This window comes from Actinoplanes sichuanensis (assembly GCF_033097365.1).
Lineage (GTDB): Bacteria > Actinomycetota > Actinomycetes > Mycobacteriales > Micromonosporaceae > Actinoplanes > Actinoplanes sichuanensis.
The window spans coordinates 5,179,887-5,197,043 of record NZ_AP028461.1 but is presented as its reverse complement, the minus strand read 5'-3'; the positions used below and the strand labels follow the sequence as shown (position 1 = coordinate 5,197,043).

The following is a 17,157-nucleotide window of genomic DNA, read 5'->3' as shown; positions in this document are numbered from 1 at the left end:
TATGGACTTCAACGCTTCATCATGTTTCGCTGACGCATACGGCGTCTCCGGGGGGATTTCGATGGACTTGAGTGGGATGGGGGCTGTCCAGATGCCGTTTGTGCCGGTCAAGATCGCGCAGCCGCGGGTCGCTCGTGCCGGCGTCGACCGGCGCCGGTTGTTCGACCTGCTCGACGCCGCGATGGACACGCCCGTGACGGTGGTCAGCGCGGGCGCCGGCTGGGGCAAGACGATGCTGGTCTCGGCCTGGGCGCGGGCCGGGCAGCACCCGGTCGCCTGGCTGAATCTGGACAGGCATGACAACGAATCGCAGACCTTCTGGGCGTACGTGGTGGCCGCCCTGCGTTCAGCCGGCCTGATCCGCCCGGAGAATCCACTGGCCACGATCACCACCGTGCCGGCCTGCGAGCAGGAACGAATACGCATCCTGGCGGCCGGATTCAGCCGGCTTCCGGACCCGTCCGTACTGATCCTCGACGACTTCCACGAGATCGACGACCCAGTCGTGCTCGATGAGGTCAGCGAACTGTTCCGACATCCACCCGCACCGTTGCGACTGTTTCTGATCGGCCGGGTCCAGCCCACCTTGCGACTGCACCGGCAGCGGGTGGCGGGACTGGTCACCGACATCCGCGCCAGTGACCTGGCGTTCACCGAGGCCGAAGCGGACGCCATCGTCCGGGGCCACCGGGTCACTCTCGACGCCGCCGACCTGACCGACCTGGTTCGGCGTACCGAGGGCTGGGCGATCGGCCTGCACCTCGGCGCCGGATTCCTGGCCGGGGATCCCACCCGTACGGTCACCGAGTTCAACGGCGACGGTCGGGCCGTCGAGGAGTACCTGACCGCCGAGGTCCTCACCGGCCGTAGCGGCCGGCAGCGGCGCTTCCTGTTGCAGACCAGCATCTGCGAGCGGGTCTGCGCGGGACTGGCCGACGCGATCACCACCGGCAGCGACGGCCAGACACTGCTGGAGCAGATCGAACACGACAACGACTTCGTGATCCGGCTCGGCGACCGTCCGGTGTGGTTCCGCTACCACCACCTGCTCCGCGACGCGCTCGGGCATCGGCTGCGGGCGGAGACCCCGACCGTGATCGCCGAGCTGCACCGGCGAGCCTCCCGGTGGCACGCCGCGAACAACTCGGTGATGGAGGCCCTCACCCACGCCGTGTCGGCGGGCGATTGGGCGTACATCGGCAAGCTGGTGACCGGCCAGGCCGCGCCGCTGATCCTCTCCGCGCACCGCCCCGCGCTGGTCCGGCTGCTGCGGCAGGTGCCCGAGGACCGGCTCGGCGGCAGCGCCGAACTGATGATCTGCGCCGCCGTCCTGCTCTTCCACGACGGCGACTACGAAGCCATCCCGGCCCGCCTCAACCATGCGCGCCGGCTGCTCCGCAGGCGTCCCGGCGACGAACACCGGCCCGTCGAACTGATGCGGCTCACCCTGCAACTGGCCGCCGACCGGGCGGTCGGCGACATGCCCGCGGTCCGTGCCGGGTGCACCGAACTGCTGGCCCTGCTCACCGACGACGGCGCCGCGGGGGGCGCCGCCGTCACCCGGCAGCGGGCGATCGCCCTCAACAATCGTGGACTCGCCCATCTGTGGAGCGGTGACCTCGGTGCGGCCGTCCGTGATCTGTGGGCGTCGGCCGGCGCGTCCCGGGCCGCCGGTCTGGAACTCGCCGAGATCAACGCCACCGGACACCTCGCCCTGCTCGAAGTGATGGCCGGGTCGGTCGCCGAGGCCGCACGACTGGCCGGCGACGCCCGCGAACTCGCCGAGCGGCGGGGCTGGCAGCGGACCGTGCAGTCGGTGGCGGCGCACCTGGCGATGGCCCTCGTCCACCTGGAGCGCGGGGAGTTCGCCGACGCCGACGCCGCGCTGGAGATCGGCAGGCAGGCGCACTACAGCGAACCGGAGGCCGCGCAGCGTGTCGTGCTGCTCGGAGCGCAGGCCAGGCTGGCCGTGACGCGGGGTGAGCCGGCCAAAGCTCAGATGTTCCTCGAAACGGCCCGCGCCGAACGAAGCCCGCGAACCCGGATTCCGTGGCTGGACCGCTGGCTGGGGATCATCGAGATCGAAGTGGACCTGGCGATCGGGCGGCCCGTTCCGCCGCCGGCAAGCATCCCGATCGTCGACGGTGATCTGGCCCAGCAGGTGGTCCAGGCTCGGGTCGCGCTCGCCTACAAGGATTCCCGGCGCGCCGGGCAGCTGCTCGTTCCCGGTCCCGGCACCCGTACCCACACCGCCGCCTCGGTCGAAGCGGGTCTGCTCATCGCCCTGATCGCCGACGCTCGCGGGCAGGCGGGCCAGGCCACGGACCTGCTCAGCGACGCCCTTCAGCTGGCCGAACGCGAACAGATCCGCCGCCCGTTCCTGATCCACGCCGACGGTCGCCTCGACGATCTGATGCACCGTCTCCAGCTGGCCGCGCCGGAGAGCATGTTCCTGGAGGAGCTGCGCTCGGAGATCCGCTCCATGCGCAAGACCCCGGCCACCGACGTGCTCAGTGAACGCGAGGCCGACGTGCTGCTCCATCTGCCGACGATGCTGAGCGCCGCCGAGATCGCCGCGAACCTCGGCATCTCCGTCAACACCGTCAAGGCGCACATGCGTGCGATCTATCGCAAACTTGGCGTCGCTCGCCGCAGCGAGGCCGTCACCCAGGCGCGGGATGTCGGCCTTCTCTAGCGGTACGCCGTACGCCCACCGGATTCTCCCCAAGGCAGTCCGGCCGCATCGTCGGCGCCGAGGATCGGTCAGGAGGTGGTGATCTTGCCGTAGACGTCGCCGAGCACCGGACCCTCGCCGGGACCGATCTGCCCGGCGAAGATCTCGACCACCGCGTCTCGGCCGCGGACGGTGGCGGCCGGGCCGTCCCAGGCGTTCGGGCAGAATGCGACGTCGTCGTCGAGTGCCGCTGACACCGCTGCCAGATCGCCGCGCAGCCAGGCGTCGTTGAATCCGTCGATCAACTTCCGGGTATCCGTCACGACAGCCGACCCTAGGCGACGGCGTCCGTTCCCGCGGGGCCCCGCGCACGGAGCCCGAGTTCAGTGAGTGGCGGCCAGTGATCGATGGCCCATGCGAGCCAGTCGGACCAGCCCTCCGGTGCTGCGGGTATCTCGCCGCCGCAGAGTTCGGCCTGGTCAGGGGCTTGAAACTGCTCGCGCCAGAGATCGACTTCGGTCTCGCTCATCGGAAACGTCGTCGACGGTTCGGTCGCCTGCCGGTGCGCGATCCGGGCGAGCTGGACCTCCCGATCGACGGGCAGATAGTCGATGACGCAGTCGGCGCCGATCGACGTGATCAGCCAGCGCAGGGCGGACCGTTCGTCCCGGCCCCACAGCCCGAAGTCGAGCACGACGTCGGTTCCCAGCCGCAGCGCAGGCAGGGCGACCAGGATCAGCCGGCCCTCGAGAGTCCAGCGCTTGCCGTCGGCGTAGGAGTCGCCGAAGAGCGGGATCATCCAGTCGTCGGGCGTGAGCCGCAGTGCGGCGTACCCCCGCGCTCTGGTGGTCTTGCCGGCCCCGGGAAGGCCGACCATCAGGACGGCGCGGGCCGTCGGATTGCGGGTCATCTGGTTTCTCCGGATCGTCGAGCGTGATCCGGCAGCGCAGGAGGAAGCGCGCCGGCAGGACACTGATCCGGCGTTACCGCTGTCGCGATACCGCCGCTACGCGGCGGCGCGAATGTTCATGGCGGCGAAGCAACCCATGGCCGCCACTCTAGCCCCCTCGTCTTGAGCGGTCGCTCAATTTGATGTGTTAGCGTTTGAGCAACCGCTTAAAAGGATCGCGAAGGAAGGAGAATGTCCTGATGAAGGCTCCCCGTATGGCGAGCATGATCGAGCGGCGCCTCCTGGTGAACTACCGCACCGACCCGGAGATCACCGCGCGCCTGCTGCCCGCCCCGCTGCGCCCGCGGATCATCGACGGCTGGGCGGTCGCCGGCATCTGCCTGATCCGGCTGGGCGCCGTCCGCCCGGCGTCGATGCCGATGCCGGGCGGTCTGCGCAGCGAGAACACCGCGCACCGGATCGCGGTCGAGTGGGACACCGCCGACGGCATCGCGCACGGCGTCTACATCCCGCGCCGCGACACCGATTCGGTGCTGACCACCTGGGCCGGCGGCCGGATCTTCCCGGGCCGTCACCACCGCGCCCGATTCGACGTCCGCGAGAGCACCGACGACGTCCAGATCAAGGTCGACAGCCACGACGATGCGGTACGGATAGAGGTCCACGCCCGCACCACCGCGGCCCTGGAGGGCAGCCGGCTGTTCCCCGGCACCGCCCAGGCGTCCGGTTTCTTCCGGTGCGGTGGCGCCGGATATTCGGCCACCCCGGATCCGGCCCGACTCGACGGCGTGGACCTGGTCGCCGAAGACTGGCAGGTCACCCCGGTCGAGTTGACCTCGGTGCACTCGAGCTTCTTCGACGACCCGGCACGCTTCCCGCCCGGCTCGGCGATCCCGGACTGCGGCCTGCTGATGCGCGACATCCCCGCCACGTGGCTCCCACTGCCACCGATGGCGGTCCAGCCCGCCCCGAGCCGGAGTCAGACGACCTGCTGCCACCAGGCGTCGATCTCCGGCGGGTTGTCCACGTCGACGCGCTGACCGGGCCGCGGGATGGCCAGCTTGACGTCGCGGGCCTTGGCCTCGCGCCAGGCACGTTCGGCCGGTTCGGACCAGTGGTGCGGGGCCAGGTCGAAGGTGGCCCAGTGCACCGGGATCATCACGCCACCACGGACGTCGACGTGGGTGGCGACCCCGTCCTCGGGCACCATGTGGATGTCCGACCAGTCGTTGCCGTACGCCCCGACCTGCACCAACGTGGCGTCGAACGGGCCGTACGTCGCCCCGATCTCGGCGAAGCCGGGGAAGTAGCCGGTGTCGCCGGAGTAGAAGACCTTGCGGGTCGGCCCGTTGATCACCCAGCTGGCCCAGAGGGTCTCGTCGCGGGTCAGGCCGCGGCCGGAGAAGTGCCGGGCGGGGGTGGCGACCAGTTCGAGGCCGGCGACCCGGGTCGACTCGTGCCAGTCCAGTTCGGTGATGCGCGACTCGGGCACGCCCCAGCGCTCCAGGTGGGCGCCGATGCCGAGCGGCACCACGAACATGGTGGTCTGCAGGTCGGCCAGGATCTGAATGCTGGGCATGTCGAGGTGGTCGTAGTGGTCGTGGGAGATCACCACGGCGTCGATCGGCGGCAGGTCGCGCAGGGCCACCGGCGGCTGGTGCAGGCGCCGCGGGCCGGCCAGCGGGGTGGGGGAGCAGCGGTCGCTCCACACCGGGTCGAGCAGGACACGATGGCCCTCGATCTCGACCAGGGCGGTCGAGTGGCCGTACCACGTGATGTGCAGTCCCTGAGCGTCGCCGCCGGCAGGGGCCTCGGCGAGCGGAACCGGCCGGTGCGGTCGCCGGGCGTCGCCGCCGGTGAAGGCGGCGACCGCGACCCGGGGTACGGCCGACAGCGAGATGCCGGTGCTGGTCGGGACGTTGTTGCGGAAGCGGCCGTCGGAGAACTGCGGCGACGCCTCCATGCGGGCGCGGCGGGCCCCGGTGGCCTTCCCGCCGATCTGTGCGGCGATGTTGAACCGGTTGTCCATGAGCGGGCGACTCCTTCTGCTGGGCCTGTCCGTCAATCGGCTACGGCGGCGGGACCTGTAGGCTGCTTCGAATGTAGGCAGCGATAACAATGTAGTCAACGCCCACAATGTGTTCGTCGCCTACATCACGCTAGGATGGGGATCATGAAGGCCCGCCCTTACCATCACGGAGACCTCCGCGCCGCCCTGCTCACGCTCGCCGAGGACACCCTGCGCGCCCGCGGCCCGGCCGAGCTGTCGCTGCGTGAGCTGGCCCGTGAGGCGGGGGTCAGCCCGGCCGCGCCGAGCCGGCATTTCAAGACAAAGCAGGTGCTGCTCGACGCGCTCGCGCTGGAGGGCTTCCAGCGCCTCACCGCGGCCATGGACACCGCCCTCGACCGGGCCGGGGAGACCTTCGCGCATCGGCTGGAGGCGCTCACCCGCACCTATCTCGACTTCGCCGCCGCCAACGGGGCCCTGCTCGATCTGATGTATGGCCGCAAGCACGAGCCGGACGCCGGCGCCGATCTCGTCGCCGCCATGCACCGCTTGAAAGACCTGGCCACCGACCTGATCGCGGAGGGCCAGCGCCGCGGCGAGGTCCGCGAGGGGCCGCTCGACCTGCTGGCGTTGCCGCTCTTCGTCGCCCTCCAGGGCCTCACTCAGCTGGCGCTGAGCGGCGGGTTCCCCGCCGGGGAGATCGAGGCGGGCGTCGACGAGACGATCGCGTTCATCTTGCGCGGTTACGCCCCTTGATTCGGTACGCCGTAGGCAGCCTTGCCACACCACGCCGCCCGTGGCGGCCACGCGACGCAGGCGACAGTCGAAACCGAAACGCGACCGCCGGGCTGAATCCGCCGGTCACCGTCTGGTGAGGCTTCTTGAGGGCGTCACCTCGCAAGATCGACGGTGGGTCGGCCTCGACTCCGGAGGCGCCTCAGAGAAGCAGATTCGCCAGCAGGATGTATGTGGTGGTGCCGCCCAGGATGCTGAGGAGGGCGCTGCGCCGCCACAGGTGCAGCCCGGCGGTCACGGTGACGCCCAGGAGTGTCGCGAGGAGTCCGGTGCGGTCGGCCCGCGGCAGGTCGCGCAGGCAGTAGGCGGCCAGGATGATCATGACCCCGGCCGGCATGACGGTGGCCAGATGGGTGACGACCGCACTGGTCCGGAGCCGGGCCAGGAGCGCGAACGGCAGCGCCCGCAGCCCCCATGTGACCGCGGCCGACACGACGACCGCCCCGATCAGATAACCGGTGTCAGGCACGGGCCACCGTCCGCCGGGTCAGCATCGCCAGGGTGAACAGGACGAACGCCACGAGCAGCATCTGCTGTGGAAACGCCAGGAGTGCCGTCAGTGCCGCGAGCAGGGCGATCACCGGAGTGGTGACGTCGTGCACCGCTTCCACGGCCAGCACCACGAACAGTGCGGTCAACGCGAAGTCCAGCCCGACGACCCGGTCGGGGATGAGTGAGCCGAGCAGCGCGCCGGCGGTCCCGCCGACCACCCAGTACAGGTGCAGGAACACCTGGAGCCCGACGATCCGGCGACCCGGCCACTGCTGCGCCTGGTCGCTCGTGGTCATCGCGTACGCCTCGTCGGTCAGGGCGAACGTGCTGTACACCTTGCCGGGCCGGCTGCGCACCCGGTGTAGCGGAAACGACAGCGCGTAGAACAGATGCCGCACGTTGACCAGCAACGCGGTCGTCACCACGGTGGCCAGCGGCGCCACCGCGGCAACCAGGCCGACCAGCACGAACTCGAACGACCCGGCATACACGACGGCGGTGAAGACGGTCGCCCACCACCACGGCAGGCCGGCCTGCACGACCAGGACACCGAACGCCACCCCGAGCGGACCGAGCCCCAAACCGACGGACAGCGAGGTTTTGAATGCCTCTTTCACGAAGCAATTCTATTTCCGATCGTACCTAATATGGTTTCAATTTATTGCTCTAGGGTTTGGATGTGGGAAATGAAATGCGACTCGATGCCGTTGACCATGAAATTTTGTTTCACCTGTCCCGGGATGGCCGGCTGAGCAACGTGGAGCTGGCCCGACGGGTCGGCCTGACTCCGCCGCCGTGCCTGCGCCGGGTCAAACGGCTCGAGGACGCGGGTGTGATCGCCGGCTACCGCGCGATCATCGACCCGGCCGCCACCGGTCGCGGCCTGGAGGTCCTGCTGGACATCGAGATCCAGGCACAGGACCTGAAGACGGTCCAGGAGTTCGAGACCACGGTCGCCGCCTTCGACGAGGTGATCGAATTCCGCCGGATGTTCGGCCGCCCCGACTACCTGATGCGCGTCGCGGTGGCCGACCACGCGGCCTACGAGGCCTTCATGAGCGGCAAACTGATCGGGCAGCCGGGCCTGCTCCGAGTCGAGTCCCACCTCACCATGAAGGTGATCAAAAACAACCGCTGATCCTGGGTCTGGCACATGTCAGGCCAGTTCCAGGAGGTGCAGGTCGCCGCCTCGGATCATCCAGTCGTCCCAGTAGCCGAGCCGGCCGCACGCCACACAGCGGCTGGTGATGGCGAGCGCCCGGATGCCGTCGCCGCCGTCGTAGAGGGAGTAGCCGACGGCCAGGTTGAAGTCTTCCTCGTCGGCGTCGCCGTCGCACTCGCAGACCATGACGCCCGCCTTGCGGTCCTGCCAGTACTCGCCGCTGTCGGCGATGAAGTGCTCCGCGCCGCATCCCCGGCAGGTGCGCCTGGCCGTGTGTTCCGTCAGGTCGCCGTCGAGACCGAAGACCCGGCCGCCGCACGACGCGCACCGGCACAGCCGCACCTCGTGCACGTCGTATCCCTCGGCGCCCTCGGCTTTCGCGTATTCGGCGAGGTCGTCGACGTTCAGCCCGACCTGCCATCCGTCGATCTCGCTGATCGCCATGACGCCATTGCACCATCCCGGCGATCAAGCGGTGCCGCCGGTGCCGGTCGGTAGGATCCGGCGGGTGGCGTACCTGCGGATCGGTGATGGCGACCTGTACAGCGAAGTTGCCGGAGCGGGTGAGCCGGTCCTGCTGTTGCACGGCGGGTTTTGTTCGCTGGAGTCGCTGCGGGCTCAGTCCGATGTGCTCGTGGCCGGCTATCAGGTGTTCGCGTTCGAGCGCCCGGGGCACGGCCGGTCGGCTGACATCGACGAGGAGTTCGGGTACGAGCGTGGGGTCGCCGACACCGTGGCCTATCTCGACGCCGTCGGTCTGGAGTCGGCGCATGTCGTCGGTTACAGCGACGGGGCCATCATCGGGCTGCTGCTCGCCCTCGACCATCCGGGGCGGGTTCGCTCTCTGACCGCCATCAGCGCGAATCTCGACCCGACGGCGTTCACGGGGAGCGGCCAGGAGACGGAGAGCGGTCAGGCGGCGGAGAGCCGCCAGGCAGCGGAGAGCGGTCAGGCAACGGAGAGCCGCCAGGCAGGGGAGAGTAGCCCGGCGGCGGGGGCCGAGCCGAAACCGGATGTCGAGCGCATGCACTACGACCGGCTCTCGCCGGACGGCCCGGAGCACGCGGACGTCGTACTCGCGAAGCTGTTCCGCCTGTGGACCACCGAACCGAACATCGACCCGAAGGATCTGGCCCGGATCACCGCGCCCACGCTGATCATGGCGGCCGACCGGGACACGATCCGCCCCGATCACACCCTGCTCATCGCCACGTCGATCCCGGGCGCGCAGTTGTGCATCGTGCCGGGTACGACACACGGCCTGGTCGCCGAGAAACCGGATCTGATCAGCACGATCATCCGGGACTTCCTGGACGGTCAGCCCCGGCGCAGCAACCAGACGAAATAGGGCGCCCCGATCAACGCCATCATCAGCCCGGCGGGTATCTGCGAGGGCGCGATGACGGTACGCCCGATCGTGTCGGCCACACAGACCAGCAGACCGCCGAGCAGCATGGCGACCGGCACGACCCGCCCGTGCCGGACCCCGACCAGGTTGCGGGCGATGTGCGGCGCGACCAGGCCGACGAATCCCACCACCCCGACCGCGACGACGCTGACCGCGGCGGTGACCGCGGCCAGCGTCAGCAGAGCCAGTCGCGCGCGGTCCCGGCGTACGCCGAAGATCTGTGGGGTGTCCTCGTCGACGGCGAGAAGATCGAGCTGGCGGCGCATCGCCAGCACCACCGGCGCGGCGAGAACCAGCACGATCAGCACCGGAAGGACATCGGCGAACGTGCGGCCGTAGGTGGTGCCGGACAGCCAGGTCAGGATCCGCGGGGTGTCCCACGGATCGGCCCGGAGCAGCAGAAACGTGGACACGTCGGTGAGCGCGTAGCCGCAGCCGATACCGATCAGCAGGAACCGGTCCGGCATCAGCCCGCCCCGCCAGGCCAGCACCGCGATGACGGCGAAGGTGAGCAGCCCGACCACGACCGCGGTCACGATCAGGATCGGACGTCCACCCGATACGGCCGAGGTGACCACGATGACCGCCCCGAGGCCCGCCCCGGCGGTGATCCCGAGGACACCGGGTTCGGCGAGCGGGTTGCGGACGGTGCCCTGCACGACGGTTCCGGCGAGCGCGAGTGCCGCACCGGCCACCACCGCGGCCGCCACCCGTGGGGCTCGATCGTCGAGGGCCGGGCCGATCAGATCCGGCGCCGCACCCTGCACCCAGAGCACGATGTCGCCGGTGCGCAACCACAGACCACCGAGCAGCAGCCCGGCCAGCGAAGCCAGCGCCAGCAGCACGGCCGAGACGATCAAAATCAGCCAGAAACGGCGACGCGATCGTACGGCCACCCGCCCCCGAGGCGTCTCCCGCCCGGCTCCGACGTCCCGCATCCGCAGCGCCAGAACCACGATCACGATCGCGCCGAGCAGTGAGGTGGGAATGCCGGTGGGGATCGACGCGGCCGCCTGCGCACCCATGACCGCCCGTAGGACGGCGTCGGCGAGCAGCACGAGCAGTGCCCCGGCCAGCCCGCACGCCGGGATGAGGAAGGCGTGTCGGTGGAGGGCGCCGATCCGGTGGGCGGCGAGGCGTACCGCGACCGGCGCGGCCAGCCCGACGAACGCGATCGGACCGGCGAGGGTCACCGAGATGCTGGTCAGCACGACGGCACCGAGGATCGCGAGGACCCGGGTCGACCGGACCGGCACGCCGAGGGAGGCGGCAGTGTCGTCGCCGAGGCCGAGGACGTCGAGTCGTCGGGACAGCAGCAGCGCGGCGACGATCCCGGCCACGACGACCGGCGCGGCCCGGGTGGCGGCGTCCAGATTGAGCTGCGCCAGGCTGCCGCTGCCCCACGCGTACAACCCGGTGGTGTTCTCTTGGAAGAGGATGAGAAGCGTCGCGGTGGCGGCGTCCAGGGCCATCGCGACCGCCGACCCGGCGAGGATCAGTCGGGTGGTGCCGACGCCGGCTCCGGCCAGTCCGAGGACCAGGCCGGCGGCGAGCAGCCCGCCGGTGAAGGCGACCGCCCCGGACGCCCACAGCGGCACGGCCAGGCCGAACGCGGCGACCGCGCAGAGGGTGAAGTAGGACCCGGCGGTGACGGCGAGCGTGTCCGGCGCGGCCAGGGTGTTGCGGGTGACCGACTGGAGCAGGGCTCCGGCGGTGCCGAGCGCGACACCGACGGCGATGCCGGCGAGCATCCGCGGCAGCCGCGATCCGGTGAGGACGTCGGTGACGGGTACGCCGCCGACCTGTTCCCGCGCACCGAGGAGGTAGCGGATCAGGTCGGCGAATCCGATTCCCGAGGTGCCCTGGGTGATGTGCCACAGGCCGGTCACGACGACCGCGGTGAGCAGGACGGCCAGCACTGCCGTCCCGCTCGTGCCGCGACCGAGCCCGATGCGGGGGCTGCTCACCCCTTGGTCAGGATGTTCACGTAGGCGTCGATGGCCTGCTGGTTGGAGAGCGGGCCGCCGGCGCCCCACACGCCGGCCGGGAAGGCGTACGCCCGTCCGTCCTCGACCGCCGGGAGGGCCGTCCAGATCGGGCTCTTGCGCAGCTCGGGGACGTAGCTTTCCGGGGTGGCGTCGTCGGAGTAGAACAGGGTCGCGCTGCCGACCGCGGTGAGTCCTTCGATGTCGGTCTGTGCGAGTCCGTAGGCGGGGTCGACGCCGCCGCTGCCGTAGGTCGCGTTGATCTGTTCGGTCCACGCCGCGGTGAGTCCGAGTTGTTCGCCGAGTTCGGTGAAGAGGGCGCCCTTACCGTAGGGGCGGATGACGACGTTGCCGCCCTCGATCCAGCCGTCGAAGAACAGGAAGTCCTTCGCGGTGACGCTCGCGGTCAGGCTCGCGGTGGCGACCTTCTGCTTGGCGGCGGCGAGGTGTTCGTCGAACTGCGCGAGGACGAGGTCGGCGCGTTCGGTGCGGCCGGTGGCCGTACCGATCATCGAGAAGACCTTCTTCATGTTGGCGATCTGGCCGCTCGCGTCGGCGCCGACGGTGGCCAGCACCGGGACGCCGCGTTTCTCAAGCTTGCCGATGATCTCGTCGTCGGCTTTGAACGCCTCGACCACGATCAGGTCGGGCTTCTGCGCGTAGATGGCGTCGAGGTCGGGTTCACCGCGCTGACCGGCGTCGACGACGCTCGCGGGCAGGGCCTCGGCCTTGACGTAGGTGCCGTAGCCCTCGGGGTCGGCGGCGGCGACCGGGGTCAGGCAGAGCGTGAGCAGGTCCTCGGTCTGCTGCCATTCCAGCACGGCGACCCGCTCGGCGGGCTTGGCCAGCTCGACCTTGCGGCCGACGCCGTCGGTGATCGACACCGGGCCGGTCGCCGTCTTCGTGGTGTCGTTCGCGCAGGTCTGCGACGTGGGCGTGGACGCGACCGGGGCGGGTTCGGCGACGGTCGTGGTGCCGCAGGCCGCGACCGCGGCGAGGGCCGCGGCGGTTGCCGCGACCTGAAGGAGGCGTTTCATCAGGGCTTCTTTCCGAGGGTGGTACGGGTACGGGCGGAATGCCGCCCGACAGGGTCGATGCGCAGTCGGCCGGTGCGTGGATCGGTTTCGACGTCGACGCGCAGGTCGTAGACCTCGCTGAGGTGCTCGGCGGTGAGTACCTCGTGCGGGTGGCCGGCGGCGTGGATGCGCCCGTGGTGCAGGAGCACCAGGGCGTCGGCGACCCGGGCCGCGTGGTCGAGGTCGTGCAGGACGACTCCGACGGCGGCGCCGTGGTCGTCGGCGAGGTCGCGGATCAGGTCGAGGGTCTCGATCTGGTAGCGCAGGTCGAGGTGGTTGGTGGGTTCGTCGAGCAGCACGACGCCGGTCTGCTGGGCCAGGCAGGCGGCCAGCCAGACGCGTTGCATCTCGCCGCCGGACAGTTCGCCGACCGCCCGTGCCGCCATGTCGTGGACGCCGGTGACCCGCATGGCGTGGTCGATGGCGGCCCGGTCGTCGGGGGAGGGGCCGGCGAACCGGCGCCGGTGCGGATGACGCCCGAAGGCGACCACCTCGGTCACCGTGAGGCCGTGCGGGGCCTGGCGGGACTGGGCGAAGAGGGTGACCTCACGAGCGAATCGGCGGGCGTTGAGCAGCGAGACGTCCTGCTCGCCGAGGGTGATCTCGCCGTCCTCGACCCGGTGCAGCCGGGCCAGTGAGCGCAGCAGGGTGGATTTGCCGCTGCCGTTGGGCCCGACGAGTGCCGTCACGTGGCCCGGGGTCAGGGTGACCGAGACGCCGTGCACCACCGCCGTCTTACCGTAGCGAAGAACCAGCTGGTCACCGCGCAGGACGGTCGGGGACATCGGACAGCTCCGGTTACTAAGGTTTGCCTTGCCTAACCGAGGCTAGATGATCATCAAGTTGTCGGCAATCCTGCACCCTGGACAGCTGATACGGGATTCCGGACATCGAGCGCGAGAACACCGGGGGTCACGTTCAGCACCCGCCGGAACGCGGCGATGAACGTGCTCGGCTGGGCGTAACCGAGCCGCTCGGACACCTCCCGCACGTCGGCGCCGCCGGACAGCAGAGCCACCGCCTCGTGCACCCGCAGCACCTGCCGCCACTGGCCGAACGACAGCCCGGTCGTCTCCCGGAACGCCCTGGTGATCGTCCGGTCGCTCAGCCCCAGCAGCGTCGCCCACTCCAGCAGCCCGCGATCGTCGGACGGGTCGGCCAGCAGTGCCTCGGCGATCGGGTCGATCCGCGGATCACCCGGCAGCTCCAGCGCGAACTGCCGCTGCGCCGGATCGAGCACGTCGAACACCACCGCCTCGGTCCGGGCCCGGGCCCCGGCGTCCAGGTCGGTCCGGGCCAGGCGCACCAGCAGCGACTCCAGCAGCGGCGTCATCGTGATCAGCGTCGGCCCGCCGAACTCGACAGGCGTGCGGTCCGGGTCGAAGAACGCGTCGTGCAGTTCGGCGCCGGCCGTCAGTCGTCCGCCGTGCACCACGTCGGCGGGCAGCCACAGCCCGAACCCGGCCGGCACCGTGACGATCCGCCGGCCGATCCGCGAGGTCAGCGTGCCGCCGCGCACCCACACCAGCTCGTGCCGCGGATGCGAGTGCGGCAGCCAGTCGGTCGCCGGCCCGGTCACCTCCGACCCGGCCACGATCGCGAGCGGTGTCAGGTCACCGGCGGGCACCGACACGGCCCGCCGGATCACGGTGCCCGGGTCGCGGCGCCAGGTGGCCAGGCCGAGATCGTCGGAGCGGGTCGTCGCCATGGCGCCGAGGGTGTCACACGGTACGCAGATCCAGCACGTGCCACCTGGTCGGGCCGCCGTCGCCGCTGAACCACCAGAGCAGGCCGTTGCGGCACTGGGCGTCGTTCGCCGTGGCGGCCACCTCGACCGTGGTCCCGGTGGTGATGTCGTAGGCGAGCAGAGCCGCCGCCCCGGGGAGCGGGTCGGCCAGGATCTCGAAGCGGCCGAGGATCGCCACGTCGGGAACGGCCGTGCGGATCGTGCCGGTGGCCATCTCGCGGCGCTCGGAGCCGTCCGGGCGCATCAGGTCGATGCGGGACAGGGTGTCGCCCTCGATGACGGTCACTCGGCACCAGGACGGGCTGCACGCCGCGAACTCCGAGCCGGCGGTCGGGACGGTGATCTCCCGGCCGGTGTCGGTGTTGCGCATCAACGTGGCCGCCACACCGCCGCCGGCGCCGTCGTCGAGCCACGGCCACGGCGCCATCGACCACTCGCCGGGCACCCGGTCGACCCGCACACGGCCGCCGGTCGTCGCCACCGAACGCACCTCGGTCGTCGTCGAGCCGTCGGCCGCGCCGGCCGTCCAATACACCCGCCCGGCGTGGTGCACCAGGTCGTGCTCGCTGCCGTGGAACACCGCGTTGCCGACATCGGCGGCCAGTCGCCGGGCCGGGCGCGGGTCGGTCACGCTCGCGGCCCAGATCTGCGGCGGTCCGTAGTCGGCGAACTCGGTCCACACCACGTCGTCTCCGGCGGAGATGACGTTCTCGAATCGGGGGTTGGCCGCGGCGTCCAGTCGTCGCAGCTCCCGTGGTGTGCCGTCGGCGCCGCGCAGCAGCAGCCGCAGGTGCCGGTCGTCGTTGCTGGTCGCGACGCCCACGACAGTCGCGGTGTCGAGGAACAGCAGGGGCCGCAGCGGTAGGTCGGCGAAGGTGGCCGACTCCGCGGCGGGCCAGGCCGTCGCGGCGGTGATCCGCACGGTGCCGGTCGACGGCGCGGGTGCCGGCGCGGGTTCGGGCGGGCTGCCGCGGAAGACGAGGGCGCCGACCGCGCCGAGCGCGACGACGACGGCGACGGTGCTCTTGATCGAGGTCCTCATTCGTACGGCCGCCGGGGTGCCGTGGTCTGCTGCCAGCTCGTCACCCTCAGGTAGGGCACCTCGGCCTGGTTGACCGGATCCTTCTCGACCCGGCTGCTGTAGACGCCGACGGCGTGGATCCAGGTGTCCACCGGCGCGTCGACCGGGACGTCACCGTCGAGTCCGATTTTGATCGGGCGGCCGTCGGCGGCGCAACAGGCCACGGTCATCCGGGTCAGCATCGGCCGCCCGTCCGGGCCGGGGCTGATGAACCCGGTGAGCCGCAGTTCCCGGCCGTCGAGGGTGCGGCCCTGGTCGAAGACGGCCCGGGTGGCGTACTCCATCAGGCTCAGCGGCACCGGGTCACCCGGGGGCAGCGGTGCGAACTCCGACTCGACCTGCGCGGCGGCCAGCGCGGTGCCGGACTGGCCGGCGGCGTACGAGCCGAGCGCCGGCGGCGCGATCAGCAGAACGCCGAGCGCCGGGACGATCAGCAGCCAGCCGACCTGCGGCTCGTGGTGGACGTGCCGGTCCGTTGCGGAGTCGCCGGGCCGCATCTCGTAGTAGAGGGTCATCGCGGCCGCGGCCAGCAGCAACACACCCGCCGCGATGAGGAACGGCTGCAGGCTCTCCTTGACGTACCGCAGGTACACATCGGTGAGACTGGCCTTGAGGATCGCCCCGCCGAACAGCACCATCACGATCGCCTGGGCCCGCCGGTTCACCAGATCACCGTCCCCACGCCGACGCCGACCAGCACCGCGGTGACGAACGTGGCGGGCGCGAACCGGGCCGCGAACCGCCGGCCGAACACGCCGGTCTGCATCGCGATCAGTTTCAGGTCGACCATCGGGCCCACCACCAGGAACACCAGCCGGGAGGTCAACGAGAACTGGGACAGTGAGGCGGCCACGAACGCGTCGGCCTCGCTGCAGATCGACAGCAGCACGGCCAGCGTGGCCAGCGCCGCCACCGACAGGACCGGGTGGGCGGCCAGGGTCTGCAGCCACGACTCGGGCACCACCACGTTGATGGTCGCGGCGGCGGCCGCACCGATGACGAGGAAGCCACCGGCGTGCATGACGTCGTGCCGGCACGACGCCCAGAACGCCCGGGCCCGGGAGGCGTCGTCCAGGCCGGACCGGTGCGGCAGGCGGATCCATTCGCTGCGGCCCAGGCGCAGCCACAGCCAGCCCATCGCGATCGCCACGATCAGGCTGGCGACGGCCCGGGCGGCGACCATCTCCGGGTTGCCGGGGAAGGCCACCGCGGTCGCGGTCAGCACGATCGGGTTGACCGCCGGGGCGGCCAGCAGGAAGGCCAGGGCCGCGGCCGGGGTCACGCCGCGGCGGATCAGCGAACCCGCGATCGGCACGCTGCCGCACTCGCAGCCGGGCAGGACCACTCCGGCCAGGCCGGCGGCGGGCACCGCCAGTGCGGGGTGACGGGGCAGGGCCTTCGCCCAGAACGAGCGCGGCACGAACACCGCGATGACCGCCGACAGCACGACTCCGAATATCAGGAACGGCACGGCCTGGACCATCACCGAGACGAAAACCGTGGTCCACGTCTGAAGTCGGGGATCGGAAACGAGAGTGGCCAGTGGATTGCGTAGTGCGACGAGCGCCACGAGAAGGAGCGCCAACACTTCCACGGACCCGAAACGCCAGGTAGAGCGTTCCTGGGAAATCGTCGGCACCATTCGCTCCTCGTTATCCGCCGGACGAGTGAGCAGTCACGGCCGTCAATAACTTACCGAATATCGGCCGGGGTGCAAGATCCGCCTGTGAATATCAATTGATGCTCAATTTCTAATATGTTCGGCCTTTCGTTTCGAGGGCGTGCCGATGGTCACCGCGTCCGCGCCGCGGAGGGATAG

At 70.6% G+C, this 17,157-nt stretch carries 18 protein-coding genes; 5 read left to right on the top strand and 13 right to left on the bottom strand.

The features are described 5' to 3' along the window. The first annotated feature begins 91 nt into the window (after positions 1 to 91). On the top strand, positions 92 to 2,695 hold the full coding sequence (locus tag Q0Z83_RS23930; protein ID WP_317796214.1) for a LuxR C-terminal-related transcriptional regulator: 2,604 nt from the start codon (positions 92 to 94) through the stop codon (positions 2,693 to 2,695). Between the two features lie 68 nt (positions 2,696 to 2,763). Here Q0Z83_RS23930 and Q0Z83_RS23925 read toward each other — a convergent pair whose 3' ends face one another. Both Q0Z83_RS23925 and Q0Z83_RS23920 read right to left on the bottom strand, forming a co-directional pair. After that, positions 2,764 to 2,997 carry a nuclear transport factor 2 family protein gene (locus Q0Z83_RS23925; RefSeq protein WP_317796213.1) on the bottom strand — a complete coding sequence of 78 codons (234 nt, stop codon included), beginning with the start codon at positions 2,995 to 2,997 and terminating at the stop codon, positions 2,764 to 2,766. Between the two features lie 11 nt (positions 2,998 to 3,008). After that, complete coding sequence (locus Q0Z83_RS23920) at positions 3,009 to 3,584, bottom strand: AAA family ATPase (protein ID WP_317796212.1); 576 nt, start codon at positions 3,582 to 3,584, stop codon at positions 3,009 to 3,011. A 239-nt stretch (positions 3,585 to 3,823) separates the two neighbouring features. Between Q0Z83_RS23920 and Q0Z83_RS23915 the strand changes: the two genes are divergently transcribed. After that, the gene (locus Q0Z83_RS23915; RefSeq protein WP_317796211.1) at positions 3,824 to 4,624 is read left to right on the top strand and encodes a DUF2071 domain-containing protein; all 801 of its coding nucleotides are present in this window, start codon (positions 3,824 to 3,826) and stop codon (positions 4,622 to 4,624) included. Here the strand turns inward: Q0Z83_RS23915 and Q0Z83_RS23910 are convergent. Continuing rightward, positions 4,564 to 5,613, bottom strand: a complete 1,050-nt coding sequence (locus Q0Z83_RS23910) for an MBL fold metallo-hydrolase (RefSeq protein WP_317796210.1) — start codon at positions 5,611 to 5,613, stop codon at positions 4,564 to 4,566. The genes Q0Z83_RS23915 and Q0Z83_RS23910 overlap by 61 nt on opposite strands. 144 nt (positions 5,614 to 5,757) lie before the next feature. On the opposite strand from Q0Z83_RS23910, the gene Q0Z83_RS23905 reads away from it, so the two are divergent. Further along, positions 5,758 to 6,348 (top strand): TetR/AcrR family transcriptional regulator, encoded by a 591-nt coding sequence (locus Q0Z83_RS23905; protein ID WP_317796209.1) that lies wholly within the window; start codon positions 5,758 to 5,760, stop codon positions 6,346 to 6,348. 181 nt (positions 6,349 to 6,529) lie between these two features. Here Q0Z83_RS23905 and Q0Z83_RS23900 read toward each other — a convergent pair whose 3' ends face one another. Next, positions 6,530 to 6,856: a branched-chain amino acid transporter permease gene (locus tag Q0Z83_RS23900; RefSeq protein ID WP_317796208.1), complete on the bottom strand. Its 327-nt coding sequence runs from the start codon at positions 6,854 to 6,856 to the stop codon at positions 6,530 to 6,532. Then, positions 6,849 to 7,496, bottom strand: a complete 648-nt coding sequence (locus tag Q0Z83_RS23895; RefSeq protein ID WP_317796207.1) for an AzlC family ABC transporter permease — start codon at positions 7,494 to 7,496, stop codon at positions 6,849 to 6,851. Before Q0Z83_RS23895 ends, Q0Z83_RS23900 begins: the two co-directional genes overlap by 8 nt. A gap of 74 nt (positions 7,497 to 7,570) precedes the next feature. Between Q0Z83_RS23895 and Q0Z83_RS23890 the strand changes: the two genes are divergently transcribed. After that, positions 7,571 to 8,017 carry an Lrp/AsnC family transcriptional regulator gene (locus Q0Z83_RS23890; RefSeq protein WP_317796206.1) on the top strand — a complete coding sequence of 149 codons (447 nt, stop codon included), beginning with the start codon at positions 7,571 to 7,573 and terminating at the stop codon, positions 8,015 to 8,017. Between the two features lie 18 nt (positions 8,018 to 8,035). On the opposite strand, the gene Q0Z83_RS23885 is transcribed toward Q0Z83_RS23890, so the two are convergent. Continuing rightward, on the bottom strand, positions 8,036 to 8,485 hold the full coding sequence (locus Q0Z83_RS23885) for a hypothetical protein (RefSeq protein ID WP_317796205.1): 450 nt from the start codon (positions 8,483 to 8,485) through the stop codon (positions 8,036 to 8,038). A gap of 64 nt (positions 8,486 to 8,549) precedes the next feature. Here Q0Z83_RS23885 and Q0Z83_RS23880 point away from each other — a divergent pair, with 64 nt between their 5' ends. Further along, positions 8,550 to 9,389 carry an alpha/beta fold hydrolase gene (locus Q0Z83_RS23880; RefSeq protein WP_317796204.1) on the top strand — a complete coding sequence of 280 codons (840 nt, stop codon included), beginning with the start codon at positions 8,550 to 8,552 and terminating at the stop codon, positions 9,387 to 9,389. Here Q0Z83_RS23880 and Q0Z83_RS23875 read toward each other — a convergent pair. Genes Q0Z83_RS23875 through Q0Z83_RS23845 form a run of 7 tightly spaced genes read right to left on the bottom strand, consistent with a single transcriptional unit; the run spans position 9,359 to position 16,980 of the window. Next, positions 9,359 to 11,416: an iron ABC transporter permease gene (locus Q0Z83_RS23875; RefSeq protein WP_317796203.1), complete on the bottom strand. Its 2,058-nt coding sequence runs from the start codon at positions 11,414 to 11,416 to the stop codon at positions 9,359 to 9,361. The two genes, Q0Z83_RS23880 and Q0Z83_RS23875, sit on opposite strands and share 31 nt — an antisense overlap. Continuing rightward, a complete protein-coding gene (locus tag Q0Z83_RS23870) occupies positions 11,413 to 12,471 on the bottom strand; it encodes an iron-siderophore ABC transporter substrate-binding protein (protein WP_317796202.1) in 1,059 nt (352 codons plus the stop codon). The genes Q0Z83_RS23875 and Q0Z83_RS23870 overlap by 4 nt, the downstream gene beginning before the upstream one ends. Next, the gene (locus Q0Z83_RS23865; RefSeq protein ID WP_317796201.1) at positions 12,471 to 13,295 is read right to left on the bottom strand and encodes an ABC transporter ATP-binding protein; all 825 of its coding nucleotides are present in this window, start codon (positions 13,293 to 13,295) and stop codon (positions 12,471 to 12,473) included. The genes Q0Z83_RS23870 and Q0Z83_RS23865 overlap by 1 nt, the downstream gene beginning before the upstream one ends. Positions 13,296 to 13,348: 53 nt before the next feature. Then, complete coding sequence (locus Q0Z83_RS23860) at positions 13,349 to 14,218, bottom strand: helix-turn-helix domain-containing protein (protein ID WP_317796200.1); 870 nt, start codon at positions 14,216 to 14,218, stop codon at positions 13,349 to 13,351. Between the two features lie 13 nt (positions 14,219 to 14,231). Next, positions 14,232 to 15,299, bottom strand: coding sequence for a hypothetical protein (locus Q0Z83_RS23855; RefSeq protein WP_317796199.1), 1,068 nt, complete (start codon positions 15,297 to 15,299; stop codon positions 14,232 to 14,234). Further along, on the bottom strand, positions 15,296 to 16,003 hold the full coding sequence (locus Q0Z83_RS23850; RefSeq protein WP_317796198.1) for a TIGR03943 family putative permease subunit: 708 nt from the start codon (positions 16,001 to 16,003) through the stop codon (positions 15,296 to 15,298). Before Q0Z83_RS23850 ends, Q0Z83_RS23855 begins: the two co-directional genes overlap by 4 nt. Continuing rightward, positions 16,000 to 16,980, bottom strand: coding sequence for a permease (locus Q0Z83_RS23845; protein WP_317796197.1), 981 nt, complete (start codon positions 16,978 to 16,980; stop codon positions 16,000 to 16,002). The genes Q0Z83_RS23850 and Q0Z83_RS23845 overlap by 4 nt, the downstream gene beginning before the upstream one ends. Positions 16,981 to 17,157: the final 177 nt, after the last annotated feature.

Excerpts from the sequence above, each read along its gene's own strand:
- Q0Z83_RS23930 (WP_317796214.1), top strand. The coding sequence starts at position 92 with ATGCCGTTTGTGCCGGTCAAGATCGCGCAGCCGCGGGTCGCTCGTGCC.
- Q0Z83_RS23920 (WP_317796212.1), bottom strand. The coding sequence starts at position 3,584 with ATGACCCGCAATCCGACGGCCCGCGCCGTCCTGATGGTCGGCCTTCCC.
- Q0Z83_RS23915 (WP_317796211.1), top strand. The coding sequence starts at position 3,824 with ATGAAGGCTCCCCGTATGGCGAGCATGATCGAGCGGCGCCTCCTGGTG.
- Q0Z83_RS23910 (WP_317796210.1), bottom strand. The coding sequence starts at position 5,613 with ATGGACAACCGGTTCAACATCGCCGCACAGATCGGCGGGAAGGCCACC.
- Q0Z83_RS23905 (WP_317796209.1), top strand. The coding sequence starts at position 5,758 with ATGAAGGCCCGCCCTTACCATCACGGAGACCTCCGCGCCGCCCTGCTC.
- Q0Z83_RS23890 (WP_317796206.1), top strand. The coding sequence starts at position 7,571 with ATGCGACTCGATGCCGTTGACCATGAAATTTTGTTTCACCTGTCCCGG.
- Q0Z83_RS23885 (WP_317796205.1), bottom strand. The coding sequence starts at position 8,485 with ATGGCGATCAGCGAGATCGACGGATGGCAGGTCGGGCTGAACGTCGAC.
- Q0Z83_RS23870 (WP_317796202.1), bottom strand. The coding sequence starts at position 12,471 with ATGAAACGCCTCCTTCAGGTCGCGGCAACCGCCGCGGCCCTCGCCGCG.
- Q0Z83_RS23865 (WP_317796201.1), bottom strand. The coding sequence starts at position 13,295 with ATGTCCCCGACCGTCCTGCGCGGTGACCAGCTGGTTCTTCGCTACGGT.
- Q0Z83_RS23860 (WP_317796200.1), bottom strand. The coding sequence starts at position 14,218 with ATGGCGACGACCCGCTCCGACGATCTCGGCCTGGCCACCTGGCGCCGC.
- Q0Z83_RS23855 (WP_317796199.1), bottom strand. The coding sequence starts at position 15,299 with ATGAGGACCTCGATCAAGAGCACCGTCGCCGTCGTCGTCGCGCTCGGC.
- Q0Z83_RS23845 (WP_317796197.1), bottom strand. The coding sequence starts at position 16,980 with ATGGTGCCGACGATTTCCCAGGAACGCTCTACCTGGCGTTTCGGGTCC.